Genomic DNA, 16,433 nt, shown 5'->3' with positions numbered 1-16,433 from the left:
GCTGCGCTTACCCGGCCTACGTTCGTGCTTTGTAGGCCCGGCAAGCATCGCGCCACCCGGCGTAACGGACTTACTTACGGCGCCAGGTGGTGCCCTGCGGACCATCTTCCAGAATGATCCCCATCTCGGTGAGACGGTTACGCGCGGCATCGGCTGCGGCCCAGTCTTTCGCCTGACGGGCTTCCAGACGGGCTTTAATCAGCGCTTCAATCTCCGCTACTTCACCGTCATCCGCCTGCGCACCGCTCTGCAGGAAGACTTCCGGCTCCTGCTCCAGCAGACCCAGCACGCCCGCCAGCTTGCGCATATGGGAGGCCAGCGCGTTAGCGGCATGCGCATCTTCACCTTTCAGGCGGTTCACTTCACGAGCCATATCAAACAGCGCCGAGTAGGCTTCAGGGGTGTTGAAGTCGTCGTTCATTGCTTCGACAAAACGGGCTTCGAACGCCTCGCCACCGGCTGCTGCGACTGAGGTGTCGGTTCCGCGCAGCGCGGTGTACAGACGCTCCAGCGCAGAACGCGCCTGCTTGAGGTTCTCTTCGCTGTAGTTCAGCTGGCTGCGATAGTGGCCGGACATCAGGAAGTAGCGGATGGTTTCAGCATCGTAGTACTTCAGCACGTCGCGCACGGTGAAGAAGTTGCCCAGCGATTTGGACATCTTCTCGCGGTCAATCATCACCATCCCGGAGTGCATCCAGTAGTTCACGTACTCGCCATCATGAGCGCAGGTTGACTGGGCAATTTCGTTTTCATGGTGTGGGAACATCAGGTCTGAACCGCCGCCGTGAATATCGAAATGGTTACCCAGCTGTTTGCAGTTCATGGCCGAACATTCGATGTGCCAGCCCGGACGGCCTGCGCCCCACGGCGATGGCCAGCTCGGCTCACCCTCTTTGGACATTTTCCACAGCACGAAGTCCATCGGGTTGCGCTTCACGTCAACCACGTCAACGCGGGCACCGGCCTGGAGCTGATCCAGATCCTGACGGGAGAGCTGACCGTAATGCGGATCGGTCGGCACGTCGAACATCACGTCACCGTTGTCCGCCACGTAGGCGTGACCTTTGGCGATCAGCTGTTCGGTGATCTCAATGATCTCCGGGATATGGTGCGTCGCGCGCGGCTCCAGATCCGGGCGCAGGATATTCAGCGCATCAAAATCCTTGTGCATTTCGGCGATCATGCGATCGACTAAGGCGACGAAGTTTTCGCCGTTCTCGTTAGCACGCTTGATAATTTTGTCGTCGATATCGGTGATATTGCGTACATACTTAAGGTTGTACCCGAGGAAACGCAAATAGCGTGACACCACGTCAAAAGCGACAAAGGTACGGCCATGGCCGATATGACAGAGATCGTAAACGGTAATACCACACACGTACATGCCGACTTCCCCGGCATGAATAGGTTTGAATTCCTCTTTTTGGCGCGTCAGTGTGTTGAAGATTTTTAACATCGAAGATTCCATGTGAGACGTGTGTGGGTGAAAACGGCGTATTCTACACGCAAAATCATTTAAATGGATGAGGCGTGTACCTGTAATTCAAACCTGAAGCAGCACACAATGCAAGGTGATCGCGCCGTGAGGTTATGCTATAACAAGCGCTTATTGTGGCCCCCCGAGGGGTCGAAGCACCACTATAACGGAACAGGATGCAAAAATGGTTACTTTCCACACTAATCATGGCGATATCGTAATCAAGACCTTTGATGACAAAGCGCCTGAAACAGTTAAAAACTTCCTGGACTACTGCCGCGAAGGTTTCTACAACAACACCATTTTCCACCGTGTAATTAACGGCTTTATGATCCAGGGCGGCGGTTTTGAACCTGGTATGAACCAGAAAGAGACCAAAGCGGCGATCAAAAACGAAGCCAACAACGGTCTGAAAAACACCCGCGGTACGCTGGCAATGGCCCGTACTCAGGCGCCACACTCCGCCACCGCGCAGTTCTTCATCAACGTGGCTGACAACGACTTCCTGAACTTCTCCGGCGAAAGCCTGCAGGGTTGGGGCTACTGCGTGTTCGCAGAAGTGGTTGAAGGCATGGACGTGGTTGAGAAGATCAAAGGCGTTTCTACCGGCCGCAGCGGTATGCACCAGGACGTTCCAAAAGAAGACGTCGTGATCACAAGCGTGACCGTCAGCGAATAATTCGTGGCGACACTCTTTATTGCAGATCTGCATCTGCAAACAGAAGAACCGGCGATCACCGCCGGTTTTCTGCGTTTTTTACAGAGTGAAGCCCGGCACGCCGATGCGCTTTACATCCTGGGGGATCTGTTCGAAGCCTGGATTGGCGACGACGACCCCAACCCGCTTCACCGCGAGATAGCAGCCGCCATCAAAACCCTGGTGGATTCCGGCGTCCCCTGCTTCTTTATTCACGGTAACCGCGACTTTCTGCTCGGCAAGCGCTACGCCCGCGATTGCGGCATGACCCTGCTGGCGGAAGAGACCGTCCTTGACCTGTATGGCCGTAAAATTCTGATCATGCATGGCGATACGCTCTGCACCGACGATACCGGTTATCTGGCATTTCGCGCCAAAGTGCACACCCCCTGGATCCAGACCCTATTTCTCGCCCTGCCGCTGTTTATCCGCAGCCGCATTGCGGCGAAGATGCGCGCCGGCAGCAAAGCTGCCAACAGCAGTAAATCCCTGACCATCATGGATGTGAATCCGCAGGCCGTCGTCAGCGTAATGGAAAAACACCAGGTACAGTGGCTCATCCACGGCCATACCCATCGCCCTGCCGTCCATCACTCAGACGTCAACGGCAAGGCCGCTTATCGCGTGGTTCTCGGCGCATGGCACAGGGAAGGTTCGATGGTGAAGGTCACGCCAGAAGACGTTGAGCTGCTTCATTTCCCCTTTTAGTCCCTCTGCAAGCACTATTCCGAAAGTACCCTTTCAGCGTCAGAAGTTCTGTCTTTCCCTTTAGCCGCCAGGTTAATTTTCAGCAAAATTAACCTCAGGGAACGAACATGCAAAAATGGGATCAGCCTCTTATCTGGGGAATGGTTATCGCGGTAATCGCCCCGATTGTGGTCAGCTTTTTCGGTGTGGCGTTTATCTCCTTCGGCTCGCCCACTGTGTTGTGGTTCGCGGTTTTATTATGGCTACTCTATTTTTATGCGATATACCTTTTGTGTACGCGGCCACATGATGACCGCTTCGTGCAAACCTATATGTTGACCATAAGTATTTTCATGCTGCCCTGGGGCCTGGTGCTCGCTTTTACCTTTTTCGCCAGCGCGACCAAAGCCCATAATCAACGTATTTCATCAGATAGCAACGAGCCAAAAGAGCGCTAACTACGCGCACGCAACCGTTTTCCTTGCCTGTATATCGTGCTATTCTTTGTCACCTCAAAAGCCGAGAATAGCGCCTCACAGGAGTTTTTAGCCGCATGTCTTCCAGCAATAATCCGGCGCGTGTCGCCATCGTGATGGGGTCCAAAAGCGACTGGGCTACCATGCAGTTCGCCGCCGAAATCTTTGACATCCTGAATGTTCCTCACCACGTTGAAGTGGTCTCCGCACACCGCACCCCCGATAAACTGTTCAGCTTCGCCGAAGGCGCGGAAGAGAACGGCTATCAGGTGATTATTGCCGGTGCCGGCGGGGCCGCGCATCTGCCCGGCATGATTGCCGCCAAAACTCTGGTGCCGGTGCTCGGCGTCCCGGTACAAAGCGCTGCCCTGAGCGGCGTCGACAGCCTCTACTCCATCGTGCAAATGCCGCGCGGCATTCCGGTGGGAACGCTGGCGATTGGGAAAGCGGGTGCCGCTAATGCCGCCCTGCTGGCCGCACAGATCCTCGCAACTCACGATAAAGCACTGCATCAGCGCCTGGTCGCGTGGCGTACCGCCCAGACCGACGAGGTGCTGGAGAACCCGGACCCGCGAGGTGCGGCATGAAGCAGGTTTGCGTCCTCGGTAACGGTCAGTTAGGCCGCATGCTGCGTCAGGCCGGTGAACCGCTCGGGATCAGCGTCTGGCCGGTCGGGCTGGATGATGAACCCGAAGCCGTGCCCTTTCAGCAGAGCGTGATCACCGCAGAGATTGAGCGCTGGCCGGAAACTGCCCTGACCCGGGAGCTGGCTCGCCACAATGCGTTTGTAAACCGCGATGTGTTCCCCATTATTGCCGACCGTTTGACGCAAAAGCAGCTGTTCGACGATCTGCACCTCGCCACCGCGCCGTGGCAGCTGCTGACGGAAAAAGGCCAGTGGCCAGGCGTATTTGCCACCCTGGGCGAGCTGGCGATCGTCAAGCGCCGCGTTGGCGGCTATGACGGACGCGGCCAGTGGCGTCTGCGCGCCGGTGAAACCGACCAGCTGCCGGACGAGTGCTACGGCGAATGCATCGTTGAGCGGGGCATTAACTTCAGCGGCGAAGTATCGCTGGTGGGTGCCCGCGCCCACGACGGCAGTACCGTCTTTTATCCCCTGACCCACAACCTGCACCAGGACGGCATTCTGCGCACCAGCGTGGTCTTCCCGCAGGCCAATGCGGCCCAGCAGGCGCAGGCCGAAAGCATGCTCTCTGCCATCATGCAGGAGCTGGGCTATGTCGGCGTGATGGCGATGGAGTGCTTTGTCACGCCGGACGGCCTGCTGATCAACGAGCTGGCACCGCGCGTGCACAACAGCGGCCACTGGACGCAGAACGGCGCCTCCATCAGCCAGTTTGAACTGCACCTGCGCGCCATTTCCGGGTTGCCGCTGCCGCAGCCGGTAGTCAACAGCCCGTCGGTGATGATCAACCTGATCGGCACCGATCTGAACTACGACTGGCTGAAACTGCCGCTGGTGCATCTGCACTGGTATGACAAAGAGGTTCGTCCGGGGCGCAAGGTCGGCCACCTGAACCTGAATGACAGCGATATCCCCCGCCTGAGCGCCACGCTCGAAGCCATTGTGCCCCTGTTACCGCCGGAGTACGCCAGCGGCATCGCCTGGGCGCAGGCAACGCTGAGTTAAGTCCTACCGCCGGGGAGTTGACCTTCCCCTTCCCCGGCGTAAAATCCTGCCCATCGCTGTTTTGAGGGATCCTTATGAACGATGGGACGGACTACCGCGCCATACTTGCTGCCGACACGCCGATAATCGACGTGCGCGCGCCCGTGGAATTTGCCCAGGGCGCTATGCCTGCGGCGATCAATCTGCCGTTAATGAACGACGACGAACGCGCCGCCGTGGGCACCTGTTATAAACGCCAGGGGCCGGAGGCCGCGCTTGCGCTCGGCCATCGACTGGTGAGCGGCGAGACGCGCGACCAGCGCCTTGAGGCCTGGCGCACCACCTGCCTTGCGCAGCCCCAGGGTTATCTCTGCTGCGCCCGGGGCGGGCAGCGCTCGCATATCGTGCAGGCATGGCTGAAAGCGGCAGGCGTTGATTATCCGCTGATCCGCAGCGGTTATAAGGCGCTGCGTCAGGCGGCGATACAGGTCACCGTTGAGCAGGTGCAAAAACCGACCGTGCTGATTGGCGGCTGTACCGGCAGCGGCAAGACCCTGCTGGTAAAGGCCCGTCCGGACGGGATCGATCTTGAAGGGCTGGCGCACCATCGCGGTTCGTCGTTTGGCCGCACGCTAGCGCCGCAGCTTTCGCAGGCCAGCTTTGAAAACTATCTCGCGGTAGAGCTGCTGAAAAAAGACGCCGCGCGCTGGGTGCTGGAAGACGAAGGCCGGATGATTGGTTCTAACCACCTGCCGGAGTGTCTGCGCGATCGCATGGTGCAGTCACCAATTGCGGTAGTCGAGGATCCCTTTGAGGTTCGCCTGGAGCGTCTGCGGGAGGAGTATTTCGAGCAGATGTGGCAGGCTTTTCGCAGCGCGCGGGGCGAAGAGGCGGGCTGGCTGGAGTACGGCGAGTACCTGCACCACGGCCTGTTTGCCATCCGCCGTCGGCTGGGGTTACAGCGTTTTGCCGAATTTACCGCCCTGCTGGATAGTGCCCTGGATGAACAACAGCGCACCGGCAGCACCGAGGCGCATTTCGCCTGGCTTGTGCCGCTTCTGAATGACTATTACGACCCGATGTATCGCTATCAGCTTGAAAAGAAAGCGGAGAAGATTGTTTATCGCGGGACGTTTGAAGACGTTGCCGGGTGGCTGAATCGCTGAAAAAAGCCGGATGCGCTAACGCTTATCCGGCCTACATGTTTGGCGCGATTTTGTAGCCCCGGTAAGCGTAGCGCCACCGGGGGAACAAAGAATTTAGAAGTCGTAGCGCAGACGCACCAGGTTCATATCGCCCAGATCGTCGGTGCTTGAAGTGAACACGTGCTCGTAGTCAACACGGAAACCGTAATCCAGCTGGAAGCTGATACCCACGCCGTTATCGATGCGCTGGTAGTTACGGCCATTCATGGTTTCAATACGGTCCCCCATGAAGTAAGGCTGGATGGATTTCACCGCATACTGACCAATCGGGAATTTATAGCCCGCGAAGTACTCAATACCCCACGCGTCGCCCGCGAAGTAGTCGTTTACCGACACTTTTTTGCTGGTCATAAAGTTCTGATACCAGCCGCCGCCTGCGGAGAAGGTCCAGTTATCCGGGGTCCAGCTCAGCGCGGTACCGAGGATGTTCTGATCCCAGGACTTGCTGTCGCCGTTATCCGGGTTACGCATGTCGGCGCGGGTGTAGTTCCAGGCTGCACCCCAGGTCAGATCGGTGGTCAGACGATAATCCAGACCCAGTGAACCGCCGCCTTTACGCTTGTAACGCAGGCCGTTGCCCGGCAGATATTCGCTATCTTCGAACAGGTAAGAGGCATAGATGTCAGCATCGCCGAGGGTTTTCTTGTACTTCAGCATCTGGCGTGAACGGTAAGAACCGTCGTAGTCGCCGTTGATGCCGTTACCCGGTGCCTGACCGATCATATCGTAGTCCCAGATATCGGTTTTCGCGCCAACCACATCGTAATAAACGCTGTTCTGCTGACCGAAGGTCAGGGTGCCCCAGGTGTCGCTCTTCAGGCCGGTGTAGAGCATACGGCGGGAGGTGTCATGCGCGCCGTCGGCATGGTGATTGTCCCAGTCGAACTGGGCCGGAATGTTAACGCCCAGCTCGTAGTAGCTGATCCAGCTGATGTCATCAAACAGGTAGTAATCTGCTGCGAAACGGAAGCGGGTGCCGCCGTCAAAGCCGTTACGCTTGTAGCTGTTCTTGCCGTCGTCACCGGTCATGTTCTGGAACTGAGGACGAATACTGCCGCCAACGGTGAAATTCAGGCGGCTCAGCGGGTCACCCACCTGCGGATCCTGCTTCAGTACGGTGATTTCAGCCTGGGATGCAAAAGATGCCAATGCCACTGCTGCGCCGATCGCTACCGCCAGCGCTTTTTTAGTTATGGTCATTATTTTTCCTTAATAGACACACTGCCATTTATTTAGCAGGTGAATATTAACCAGGATTTATCCGGCTGTGTTGTCCGGTTTTTAATGATTTGTGCCACTAAAATTCAACGAGTTATCTTTTTATGCTACTTAGGCGTCACGCACCGGTATAAAAACCGGTGCGTGACGATTATGGCGGGGAATTAGCCGGAGAACTGCCGGAACAGGGCTTTGCCTTTCAATAAACGGGCCCCCAGCCAGCCGCCGCACAGAGAGAGCATCACCGCCCCGCAGAGCGGCAGGATCGCCCACAGCCGCCAGTCCGGCTCCCACGGGAAGTCGAACACGCGGGTTTGCAGTACCGCCAGCGCGGTTTCAGCGCCAATGGCCGCCACCAGGCCTGCCACCAGCCCCAGCAGGGCAAACTCGCTCCACAGTGTGGTACGCAGCAGCTTTTTACCCGCCCCCAGGGTGCGGTAGACCACCAGCTCCTGATGGCGCTGACGCATTCCGACCTGCACCTGGGCCAGCAGCAGCAGGATGCCGCAAATCGTTACCAGCACCACCATCACCTCCAGCGCCCGGCTTACCTGCTCCAGCACCTGCCCGACCTGTCTGAGGATCGCCCCAATATCCAGCAGGCTGATGGTGGGAAACTCGCGGTTAAGCTGGGTGAGCATGCCGTTGCCGTTCTCCCAGCGGAAGCTGGTCAGCCAGCTCTGGGGCTGTCCGTCCAGCGCCCCGGAAGGGAAGATAAAGAAGAAGTTCGGCCGCAGACTCTCCCAGTCGACTTTGCGCAGGCTGGTGACTTTAGCGCTAAAGTCCTGGGTATCGCCGGTAAAGGTCACCATATCGCCCAGCCCGACGTTGAGGCGTTTTGCCAGCCCCTCCTCCATCGACACTTCCCCCGCTTTTGGCGGCCAGCTGCCGGCAACGATCGGGTTATGATCCGGGCGCTTATCCTGCCAGGTCAGGTTCAGTTCGCGGTTGAGGGATTCATCCTTATGGCCCTCGGTGGACTGGCCGTTAATCTGGGTCAGGCGCGCCCGCACGATGGGGTAGTACGACTCGGGGATAATCTGATGCTCAGCCAGGAACGCCTTCAGCGGCGTGACCTGCTCCGGGGCGATATTGATCAGGAAATAGTTCGGGCTCTCCGGCGGGAGCTGCTGTTGCCAGCGATCCAGCAGGTCGCCGCGCAGCACCAGCAGCAATGCCAGCAGCATAAACGACAGCGAAAACGCCGACAGCTGGCTGAGGGTCGACCACGGCTGGCGCAGCAGGCGATTCACCGCCAGACGCACCGGCAGCGATTTCACCGTCAGCCCGCGCAGCACGCTGAGCAGCATCCAGCCCAGCACGCCGCAGAGCAGCGCCAGCACCACCGCCCCGGCCAGGACCGCCCACAGCAGCATGCTGCCGCCCATCAGCCAGGCGAGCAGTACTACCACCACCGCCACGATAACCGGCAGGTAAAATTTCAGCGGCCAGACGCTGGCCACCACGTCCCTGCGCAGGACGCGCAGTGGCTGGGTCGCCAGCAGCAGGCGGTACGGACGCAGCCCCACCAGCAGCGAGATGACGATCATCGCGCCAATCGCCCACAGCCACGGCCAGAGACTGGCTGGCGGCAGGGCGGCAGGCAGCACCGGCTTGAGCAGCACCATCAGCACTTTTTCAAACAGCAGCCCCATCGCCCCGCCGGTCATCGCGGAGAGCGCAAGCACCATCAGCCACTGGCCGACAATCAGCTTACGCAGCTGCGCTCTGCCCGCTCCCAGGGTTTTGAGGATCGCCACCAGGTCGTAGCGGCTTCGGCAGTAGTGACCCATCGCCACCGCCACTGCCGCCACCGCCAGCAACAGCGTCAGCAGCGCCGAGAGCAGCAGGAACTGCTGGGAACGCTCCAGCGACTTGCCGAGCGCCCCGTCTTCCTGCTCCATCCCGGACCAGCGGTGCTCCGGCTTCAGCTGCGGCAGGAGCCACTTCTCATAACTCGCTAATTGTGCGGGTGTACCGCCAAACTTAATGCGCCAGGTGACGCGGCTCCCGGGCTGTACCGCCCCGGTGTTGGCCACATCCGCGGTATTCATCAGCAGACGCGGCGCCATCTGGAACGGGTTAAACCCGGAGTCGGGCTCCTGAATCACTTCCCCGGCAATTTTAAGCCGGGCATCGCCAACGTCGATGCTGTCGCCGGTTTTTAAATTCAGGAGCGCCATCAGACGCGACGCCAGCAGCACCGTGCCCGGGGCCGGTTTCAGGCCCGGCGGGTTGGTTTGCAGTTCGCCGTACATCGGATAAATATCATCGACAGCCTTTACGCTCGCCAACTGCGGCGTATCGGCGGCAAAGGTCATGGTCTGGAAGCTCAGCTGCTCGCTAACCTTCAGCCCCTCTTTTCTCGCCTCCTCAAGCCACGCCTGCGGCACCTCGCGGGAGCTGCGCAGCGTCCGGTCGCCGGCCATAAACTCACGGCTTTGCTGGCTGAGCCCCTTTTCCATCCGATCGCTGACGCTGCCAAGCGCCAGCACACAGGCCACCGCCAGGCTTAACGCCAGCCAGACGATGAGCAGCGAGGGGGAACGCCATTCGCGCCAGAACCAGCGGGCAATCATGCTTCCTCCCTCAGTTCACCGTTCACCAGACGCAGGCGGCGGTCGCAGCGGGCCGCCAGCTGTGGGTCGTGGGTGACGAGGATCAACGTGGTGCCGTGCTCGCGGTTCAGGGAAAAGAGCAGATCGGCAATTTTGTCCCCGGTCTGGCGATCGAGGTTGCCGGTAGGTTCATCGGCAAAGAGCACGTCCGGGCGCCCGTTGAAGGCGCGGGCCAGCGCCACGCGCTGCTGCTCGCCGCCGGAGAGCTGCGCCGGAAGGTGATCGAGGCGTTTGCCCAGCCCAAGCTGCTCCAGCAGGGCTTTTGCGCTCTCGCGGCTGTGGGCGGTATTCTCGCCGCGCAGCAGCCCCGGCAGCTCGACGTTCTCCAGCGCATTGAGGGTCGGTATCAACATAAACGACTGGAAAACAAAGCCAATGTGCTTCGCCCGCAGAGCGGCGCGCGCCTCTTCATCGCGGCTGTGCAGCGGTTGCCCGACCAAATGGACCTCACCGCTGCTGCCGTCATCCAGACCGGCGAGGATCGCCAGCAACGTGGATTTTCCGGAGCCCGACTCCCCAATCAGGGCGATGCTCTGCCCGCGTTTGACAATGAGTTCAACTCCGGTAAGGATGGAAAGCTCGTGCTCACCCTGACCCACGGACTTCTTAAGATGATGAACTTCAACAATGTTTTCCGCTGGCATTTGCCCTTCCTGTTTCTGATTCTGATGACATTTCGTGCCGCGGCGGCGGACACGTTATTAATTCTGGGCGATAGCCTCAGCGCGGGCTACCGGATGGCAGCCAGTGCCGCCTGGCCTGCCCTGCTGAACGATAAATGGCAGACCAAAACGTCGGTGATCAATGGCAGCATCAGCGGCGATACCTCCCAGCAGGGGCTGTCGCGCCTCCCGGCCCTGCTGAAGCAGCATCAGCCGCGCTGGGTGCTGGTGGAGCTCGGCGGCAATGACGGTCTGCGCGGTTTCCAGCCCCAGCAGACGGAGCAGACCCTGCGCAAAATTTTGCAGGATATCCGCGCGGCCAATGCGCAGCCGCTGTTGATGCAAATTCGCCTGCCCGCCAACTACGGTCGTCGGTATAATGAAGCCTTCAGCGCGATATATCCGAAGCTTGCCAAAGAGTTCGATGTTCCGCTGCTGCCCTTTTTTATGGAAGAGGTCTACCTGAAGCCGCAGTGGATGCAGGATGACGGTATTCACCCCAACCGGGACGCACAGCCGTTTATTGCCGACTGGATGGCGACCCGGCTGGCTCCTTTAGTTAAACATGACTCGTAATTCAGCGGAGATCCTGACAGGTAAAGTTATGCAAAAATCGGTCTTAATAACAGGATGTTCCAGCGGAATTGGCCTTGAAAGCGCCCTTGAACTGAAGCGCCAGGGATTCTGGGTGCTGGCCGCCTGCCGCAAACCCGAAGACGTTGAACGGATGAACGGGATGGGTTTTACCGGTGTGCAGTTGGATTTGGATTGTGCCGACAGCATTGAGCGCGCCGCCGATGAGGTGATCGCGCTTACCAATAATCGTCTGTACGGGCTGTTTAACAACGCCGGTTTCGGCGTTTATGGCCCGCTGCAGACAGTCACCCGCGAAAAGCTTGAACAGCAATTTTCCGCCAACTTTTTTGGTGTCCATCAGCTCACCATGCGCCTGCTGCCCGCCATGCTGCCGCACGGCGAAGGGCGGATTGTGATGACCTCCTCGGTGATGGGGCTGATCTCCACGCCGGGCCGTGGGGCTTATGCCGCCAGCAAATACGCGCTGGAAGCCTGGTCGGATGCGCTGCGCATGGAGTTACGCCACAGCGGGATTAAGGTGAGCCTGATTGAGCCGGGCCCCATCCGCACCCGCTTTACCGACAACGTTAACCAGACCCAGGCCGACAAGCCGGTAGAAAATCCCGGTATTGCCGCGCGTTTTACGCTGGGACCGGAGGCGGTGGTCGCCAAAGTGCGCCATGCTTTTGAGAGCAAAAACCCGAAAATGCGTTATCCGGTCACGCTGGTGACCCATGCCGTTGGCCTGCTGAAGCGCCTGCTGCCTGGCCGGATGATGGACAAAATTTTACAGGGCTGAGTTGAAGCCACGCGCCACGCCCCCATGTAAATAAAAACTCATAACAGAGAATGCCGCATGTCCGTACAGAATATTGTCAACATTACCGAAGCAAACCTGCACCAGACCCTTGAACAGTCGATGACCAAACCGGTGCTGTTCTACTTTTGGTCTGAACGGAGTCAGCACTGTCTGGAGCTGACGCCGGTGCTCGAGAAGCTTGCGGCCCAGTACAACGGTCAGTTCATTCTGGCAAAACTGGACTGCGACGCCGAGCAGATGATCGCCTCGCAGTTTGGCCTGCGCGCCATCCCAACGGTTTATCTGTTCCAGAACGGTCAGCCGGTTGATGGCTTCCAGGGGCCGCAGCCGGAAGAGGCAGTCCGCGCCCTGCTGGATAAAGTGCTGCCGCGCGAAGAAGAGCTGAAAGCGCAGCAGGCGGCAGCACTGATGGCCGAAGGCAAACATGATGAAGCCCTGCCGCTGCTGAAAGAGGCCTGGCAGCTCTCCGGTCAGAACAGCGAAATTGGCTTATTGCTAGCCGAAACGCTGATTATCTTAAAACGTTCCGAAGATGCCGAAGTGGTGCTGAAAACCATCCCTCTGCAGGATCAAGATACCCGTTATCAGGGGCTGGTGGCGCAGATTGAACTGCTGAAGCAGGCCGCGGATACTCCGGAAATTCAGCAGCTACAGCAGCACGTCGCCGCCAACCCTGCCGATGCCGCACTGGCCAGCCAGCTGGCACTGCAGCTGCATCAGGTTGGTCGTAATGAAGAGGCGCTGGAACTGCTGTTCAGCCATCTGAAAACCGATCTGGCTGCCGCTGATGGTCAGGCGCGTAAAACGTTCCAGGAAATTCTGGCCGCGCTCGGGACAGGCGACTCCCTGGCCTCGGCCTATCGCCGTAAGCTTTACGCCCTGCTGTACTGATCCCCTGCCTGTGCCCGGTAATACTTCGCTTACCGGGCCTGCTCATCTGATTTAACCTCTCCGTATCATTTCCGCCTGATAGCTGACGACTAAATATTTTCAGTCTATGGACAGATTGACTGTTTTTATTACCTTATCAGTCGACCCTCACTTTAAAACCAATAAAGACTTAAATAAGTCTATATAAAGACTACTTACACGCACGCAAGAAAATAACAACATCTTAACGAATCAATAAAAAACCCGTCTGGCAACGGCCAAAAAGCGTTACCAAACGTAAATTTGATCACAATATTCTACCAAAAAGACTAATCACACACTTTAGGTAACATTTTTCTCTAAGCGAAGCATACCCTTCTTTCGTTTGAAATTAGACTAACTGCAGACAATAAAAATTGATCGTTAATTGACTTGCCAATAACTATTTAATGGTTAGAATCCAGAAAAAATGACCATTAAAAATGGCTTTAGTTATACACAAGACAACAAAAAGACAATAAAGACATCTGCAAATACTTCAGAGCCAGAGCCCTCATACTCTCTGCCACTCTGCAATTTACATTTTGATCAAACGATTGACCTCAGGATATGTAGAGATGAAAACCACGTTGAAACTGATCGCATCGGCAGTGTCGCTGTGCGTTACTGCCCCGGCTGCGTATGCGATAAGTTCGGATCAAGCAGCAGCGAACCTGAAAGGCGCGCTGGAATTTGACCACTTTGCACAAAAAAATTACGCCGCCGCGCTCAGGGCCGAACGCGTGACCAATGTCGATATGATGAATGTGATCCATCAGTACCAGGCGGGATCGCCTGAAGCCGCAGCTGCCGCCCGGACGCATCTTGATGCTTTAAATTTAATCAGCCAACGCCGCAATGAGGTTAAATTTGCTCAGACGCAGCTGCAGGCCGCACGCAACGCATTCAAAGATGGTTCGATTGCGCCGACAGCCATTCCTGTCGCGCCAATGCCACAACCCCTCAAAGCCCCACCGCTGCCGGTGCAGGCCGTCCCACCAAAGCCAGTGATATATAACGTTCCACAGCCGATCGTTGCGCCACCGAAGCTGGCCTATAACGTGCCGGTTAAACCGCAGACGCTGACGACCAACAACACTCCGCAGCCAATTGTGGCCCCGCCGACGCCAACCTATAACGTGCCGGTTAAACCGCAGACGCTGACAACCAACAGCACTACGCAGCCGATCGTGGCCCCGCCGACGCCAACCTATAACGTGCCGGTTAAACCGCAAACTCTGGCCAACAACGCCTCGCAGCCGATCGTGGCCCCGCCGACGCCGACCTATAATGTGCCGGTTAAACCGCAGACGCTGGCCAACAACACTCCGCAGCCAATCATTGCGCCGCCGACGCCGACCTACAACGTACCGGTTAAACCGCAGACGCTGACGACCCCCAGTACTCCGCAGCCGATCGTGGCCCCGCCGACGCCAACCTATAATGTGCCACCAAAACCGCAGACGCTGTTGACAACCAACGCCTCGCAGCCAATCGTGGCCCCGCCGACGCCAACCTACAACGTGCCGCCAAAACCGCAGACGCTGACCACCAGCACCGCGCAGCCAATCGTGGCCCCGCCGACGCCAACCTATAACGTGCCGCCAAAACCGCAGACGCTGACGACAAACAACACCCAACAGCCAATTGTGGCTCCGCCGACACCAACCTATAATGTGCCGGTTAAACCGCAGACGCTGTTGACCACCAACGCCTCGCAGCCAATCGTGGCCCCGCCGACGCCAACCTATAATGTGCCGGTTAAACCGCAGACGCTGACAACCAACAGCACTACGCAGCCGATCGTGGCCCCGCCGACGCCGATCTATAACGTGCCGGTGAAACCGCAGACGCTGACGACCACCAGCACTACACAGCCAATCGTGGCCCCGCCGACGCCGACCTATAATGTGCCGGTTAAACCGCAGACGCTGGCCAACAACACTCCGCAGCCAATCATTGCGCCGCCGACGCCGACCTACAACGTACCGGTTAAACCGCAGACGCTGACGACCCCCAGTACTCCGCAGCCGATCGTGGCCCCGCCGACGCCAACCTATAATGTGCCACCAAAACCGCAGACGCTGTTGACAACCAACGCCTCGCAGCCAATCGTGGCCCCGCCGACGCCAACCTACAACGTGCCGCCAAAACCGCAGACGCTGACCACCAGCACCGCGCAGCCAATCGTGGCCCCGCCGACGCCAACCTATAACGTGCCGCCAAAACCGCAGACGCTGACCACCAGCACCGCGCAGCCAATCGTGGCCCCGCCGACGCCAACCTATAACGTGCCGCCAAAACCGCAGACGCTGACGACAAACAACACCCAACAGCCAATTGTGGCTCCGCCGACACCAACCTATAATGTGCCGGTTAAACCGCAGACGCTGTTGACCACCAACGCCTCGCAGCCAATCGTTGCGCCGCCAACGCCGACCTACAACGTGCCGGTTAAACCGCAAACGCTGGCCAACAACACTCCGCAGCCGATCGTCGCGCCGCCTACGCCAACTACGCCACTAGCCCCGGCATATGAAATCAAAACCATTCAGCCTATCCTGAGCCTGCAGCCAGCGGCTGGCGATATTCCTTCACCTCAACCGCTGCCGACCACAACGGTGCAGGTCGTTAACCAGCAAACTATGCCAACCACGCTGGTTAAGGGGATGCCGGACAATACCGTCATCAACGCGCAAAAAGCAGATACCGGAAGTGTGACCCTGGTGGATAGTCAGACAACTCCACTGACCGTGACCAGCGCAGGTGCCGATGCCCAGCCGTCAGCACCTGCAAAGAAGACCGCCAGCACCAGTCAAACTGCGGACAACAGCTACACCGTCAGGATCGTTAGCGAGGTGAACAGCTACTATGTCGATCAAACTAACCGCAGCCAGATAGAGACTAACGATCAACGCATCGCGAGCAATAGCCAGCGTATCGAGACCAACGGCCAAAATATCGACAACAACAGCCAGCGCATCTCGGGCAACAGCCTGCGTATCGATAACAACAGCCAGCGTATCTCAGGTAACAGCCAGCGTATCGACAGCAACAGTCAACGCATCTCCCGCAACAGCCAGTCGATTGAGCGTAACGCGAAAGAGATTGATGACACCCGTGAAGATCTTAAACGGGGTCTGAATAACGCCGCGGCGATGTCCAGCCTGCATTATCACTCCGATAATTCATGGGCACTGTCGACGGGTACGGCGAATGGCGATGGTGCAGCCCTGGCTGCCGGTCTGCAGAAAAGCGTGACCCCGCATGTTGCCGTCAACATGCAGGCATCCAGCTCCTTCGATAATGGCTGGATGGCCGGAGCGGGCATCTCAGGCGATTTTTAATCCCCTCGCTCCGTTCTAAAATCCACTTCTGGCCGCCGTTATGGCGGCCTTTTTCATTTCAAAAACGGCTTCACTTAAGTCTTATTAATGTTTAATTCTGGCAAACAGATA

Annotated in this window: 14 protein-coding genes; 10 read left to right on the top strand and 4 right to left on the bottom strand. The window is 58.0% G+C overall.

The features are described 5' to 3' along the window. Positions 1-70 precede the first annotated feature (70 nt). A complete protein-coding gene (gene cysS / locus GNG27_RS05880; protein WP_106992225.1) occupies positions 71-1,456 on the bottom strand; it encodes a cysteine--tRNA ligase in 1,386 nt (461 codons plus the stop codon). A gap of 205 nt (positions 1,457-1,661) precedes the next feature. Between cysS and ppiB the strand changes: the two genes are divergently transcribed. From ppiB to mnmH, 6 genes are all read left to right on the top strand, one after another. Continuing rightward, complete coding sequence (ppiB, locus tag GNG27_RS05875; RefSeq protein WP_106992224.1) at positions 1,662-2,156, top strand: peptidylprolyl isomerase B; 495 nt, start codon at positions 1,662-1,664, stop codon at positions 2,154-2,156. A 3-nt stretch (positions 2,157-2,159) separates the two neighbouring features. Continuing rightward, positions 2,160-2,882, top strand: a complete 723-nt coding sequence (gene lpxH, locus GNG27_RS05870) for a UDP-2,3-diacylglucosamine diphosphatase (RefSeq protein WP_156263121.1) — start codon at positions 2,160-2,162, stop codon at positions 2,880-2,882. A gap of 107 nt (positions 2,883-2,989) precedes the next feature. After that, positions 2,990-3,319 (top strand): hypothetical protein, encoded by a 330-nt coding sequence (locus tag GNG27_RS05865; RefSeq protein ID WP_156263120.1) that lies wholly within the window; start codon positions 2,990-2,992, stop codon positions 3,317-3,319. A gap of 95 nt (positions 3,320-3,414) precedes the next feature. Beyond that, positions 3,415-3,924, top strand: a complete 510-nt coding sequence (gene purE / locus GNG27_RS05860) for a 5-(carboxyamino)imidazole ribonucleotide mutase (RefSeq protein ID WP_142488502.1) — start codon at positions 3,415-3,417, stop codon at positions 3,922-3,924. Further along, positions 3,921-4,988 (top strand): 5-(carboxyamino)imidazole ribonucleotide synthase, encoded by a 1,068-nt coding sequence (gene purK, locus GNG27_RS05855; RefSeq protein ID WP_156263119.1) that lies wholly within the window; start codon positions 3,921-3,923, stop codon positions 4,986-4,988. The genes purE and purK overlap by 4 nt, the downstream gene beginning before the upstream one ends. A gap of 74 nt (positions 4,989-5,062) precedes the next feature. Then, positions 5,063-6,133: a tRNA 2-selenouridine(34) synthase MnmH gene (mnmH, locus tag GNG27_RS05850; protein ID WP_156263118.1), complete on the top strand. Its 1,071-nt coding sequence runs from the start codon at positions 5,063-5,065 to the stop codon at positions 6,131-6,133. A gap of 93 nt (positions 6,134-6,226) precedes the next feature. Here mnmH and GNG27_RS05845 read toward each other — a convergent pair whose 3' ends face one another. From GNG27_RS05845 to ybbA, 3 genes are all read right to left on the bottom strand, one after another. Then, positions 6,227-7,372, bottom strand: coding sequence for a porin (locus GNG27_RS05845; protein WP_156263117.1), 1,146 nt, complete (start codon positions 7,370-7,372; stop codon positions 6,227-6,229). Positions 7,373-7,554: 182 nt separating this feature from the next. Then, positions 7,555-9,969, bottom strand: coding sequence for a putative ABC transporter permease subunit YbbP (gene ybbP / locus GNG27_RS05840; RefSeq protein ID WP_156263116.1), 2,415 nt, complete (start codon positions 9,967-9,969; stop codon positions 7,555-7,557). After that, the gene (gene ybbA, locus GNG27_RS05835; RefSeq protein WP_142488497.1) at positions 9,966-10,652 is read right to left on the bottom strand and encodes a putative ABC transporter ATP-binding protein YbbA; all 687 of its coding nucleotides are present in this window, start codon (positions 10,650-10,652) and stop codon (positions 9,966-9,968) included. Before ybbA ends, ybbP begins: the two co-directional genes overlap by 4 nt. On the opposite strand from ybbA, the gene tesA reads away from it, so the two are divergent. The 4 genes from tesA to GNG27_RS05815 all read left to right on the top strand — a co-directional run bounded on the left by tesA (position 10,620) and on the right by GNG27_RS05815 (position 16,322). After that, positions 10,620-11,246 (top strand): multifunctional acyl-CoA thioesterase I/protease I/lysophospholipase L1, encoded by a 627-nt coding sequence (gene tesA, locus GNG27_RS05830; RefSeq protein ID WP_185902338.1) that lies wholly within the window; start codon positions 10,620-10,622, stop codon positions 11,244-11,246. The two genes, ybbA and tesA, sit on opposite strands and share 33 nt — an antisense overlap. After that, positions 11,236-12,045: an SDR family oxidoreductase gene (locus tag GNG27_RS05825; RefSeq protein WP_142488496.1), complete on the top strand. Its 810-nt coding sequence runs from the start codon at positions 11,236-11,238 to the stop codon at positions 12,043-12,045. The genes tesA and GNG27_RS05825 overlap by 11 nt, the downstream gene beginning before the upstream one ends. A 57-nt stretch (positions 12,046-12,102) precedes the next feature. Beyond that, positions 12,103-12,957 (top strand): co-chaperone YbbN, encoded by an 855-nt coding sequence (locus tag GNG27_RS05820; protein WP_142488495.1) that lies wholly within the window; start codon positions 12,103-12,105, stop codon positions 12,955-12,957. Between the two features lie 596 nt (positions 12,958-13,553). Continuing rightward, positions 13,554-16,322 (top strand): hypothetical protein, encoded by a 2,769-nt coding sequence (locus GNG27_RS05815; protein ID WP_156263115.1) that lies wholly within the window; start codon positions 13,554-13,556, stop codon positions 16,320-16,322. Positions 16,323-16,433: the final 111 nt, after the last annotated feature.

Origin of the sequence: Leclercia sp. 119287, assembly GCF_009734485.1 — a bacterium.
GTDB lineage: Bacteria > Pseudomonadota > Gammaproteobacteria > Enterobacterales > Enterobacteriaceae > Enterobacter > Enterobacter adecarboxylatus_C.
This window is presented reverse-complemented; position numbering and strand designations above follow the sequence as displayed.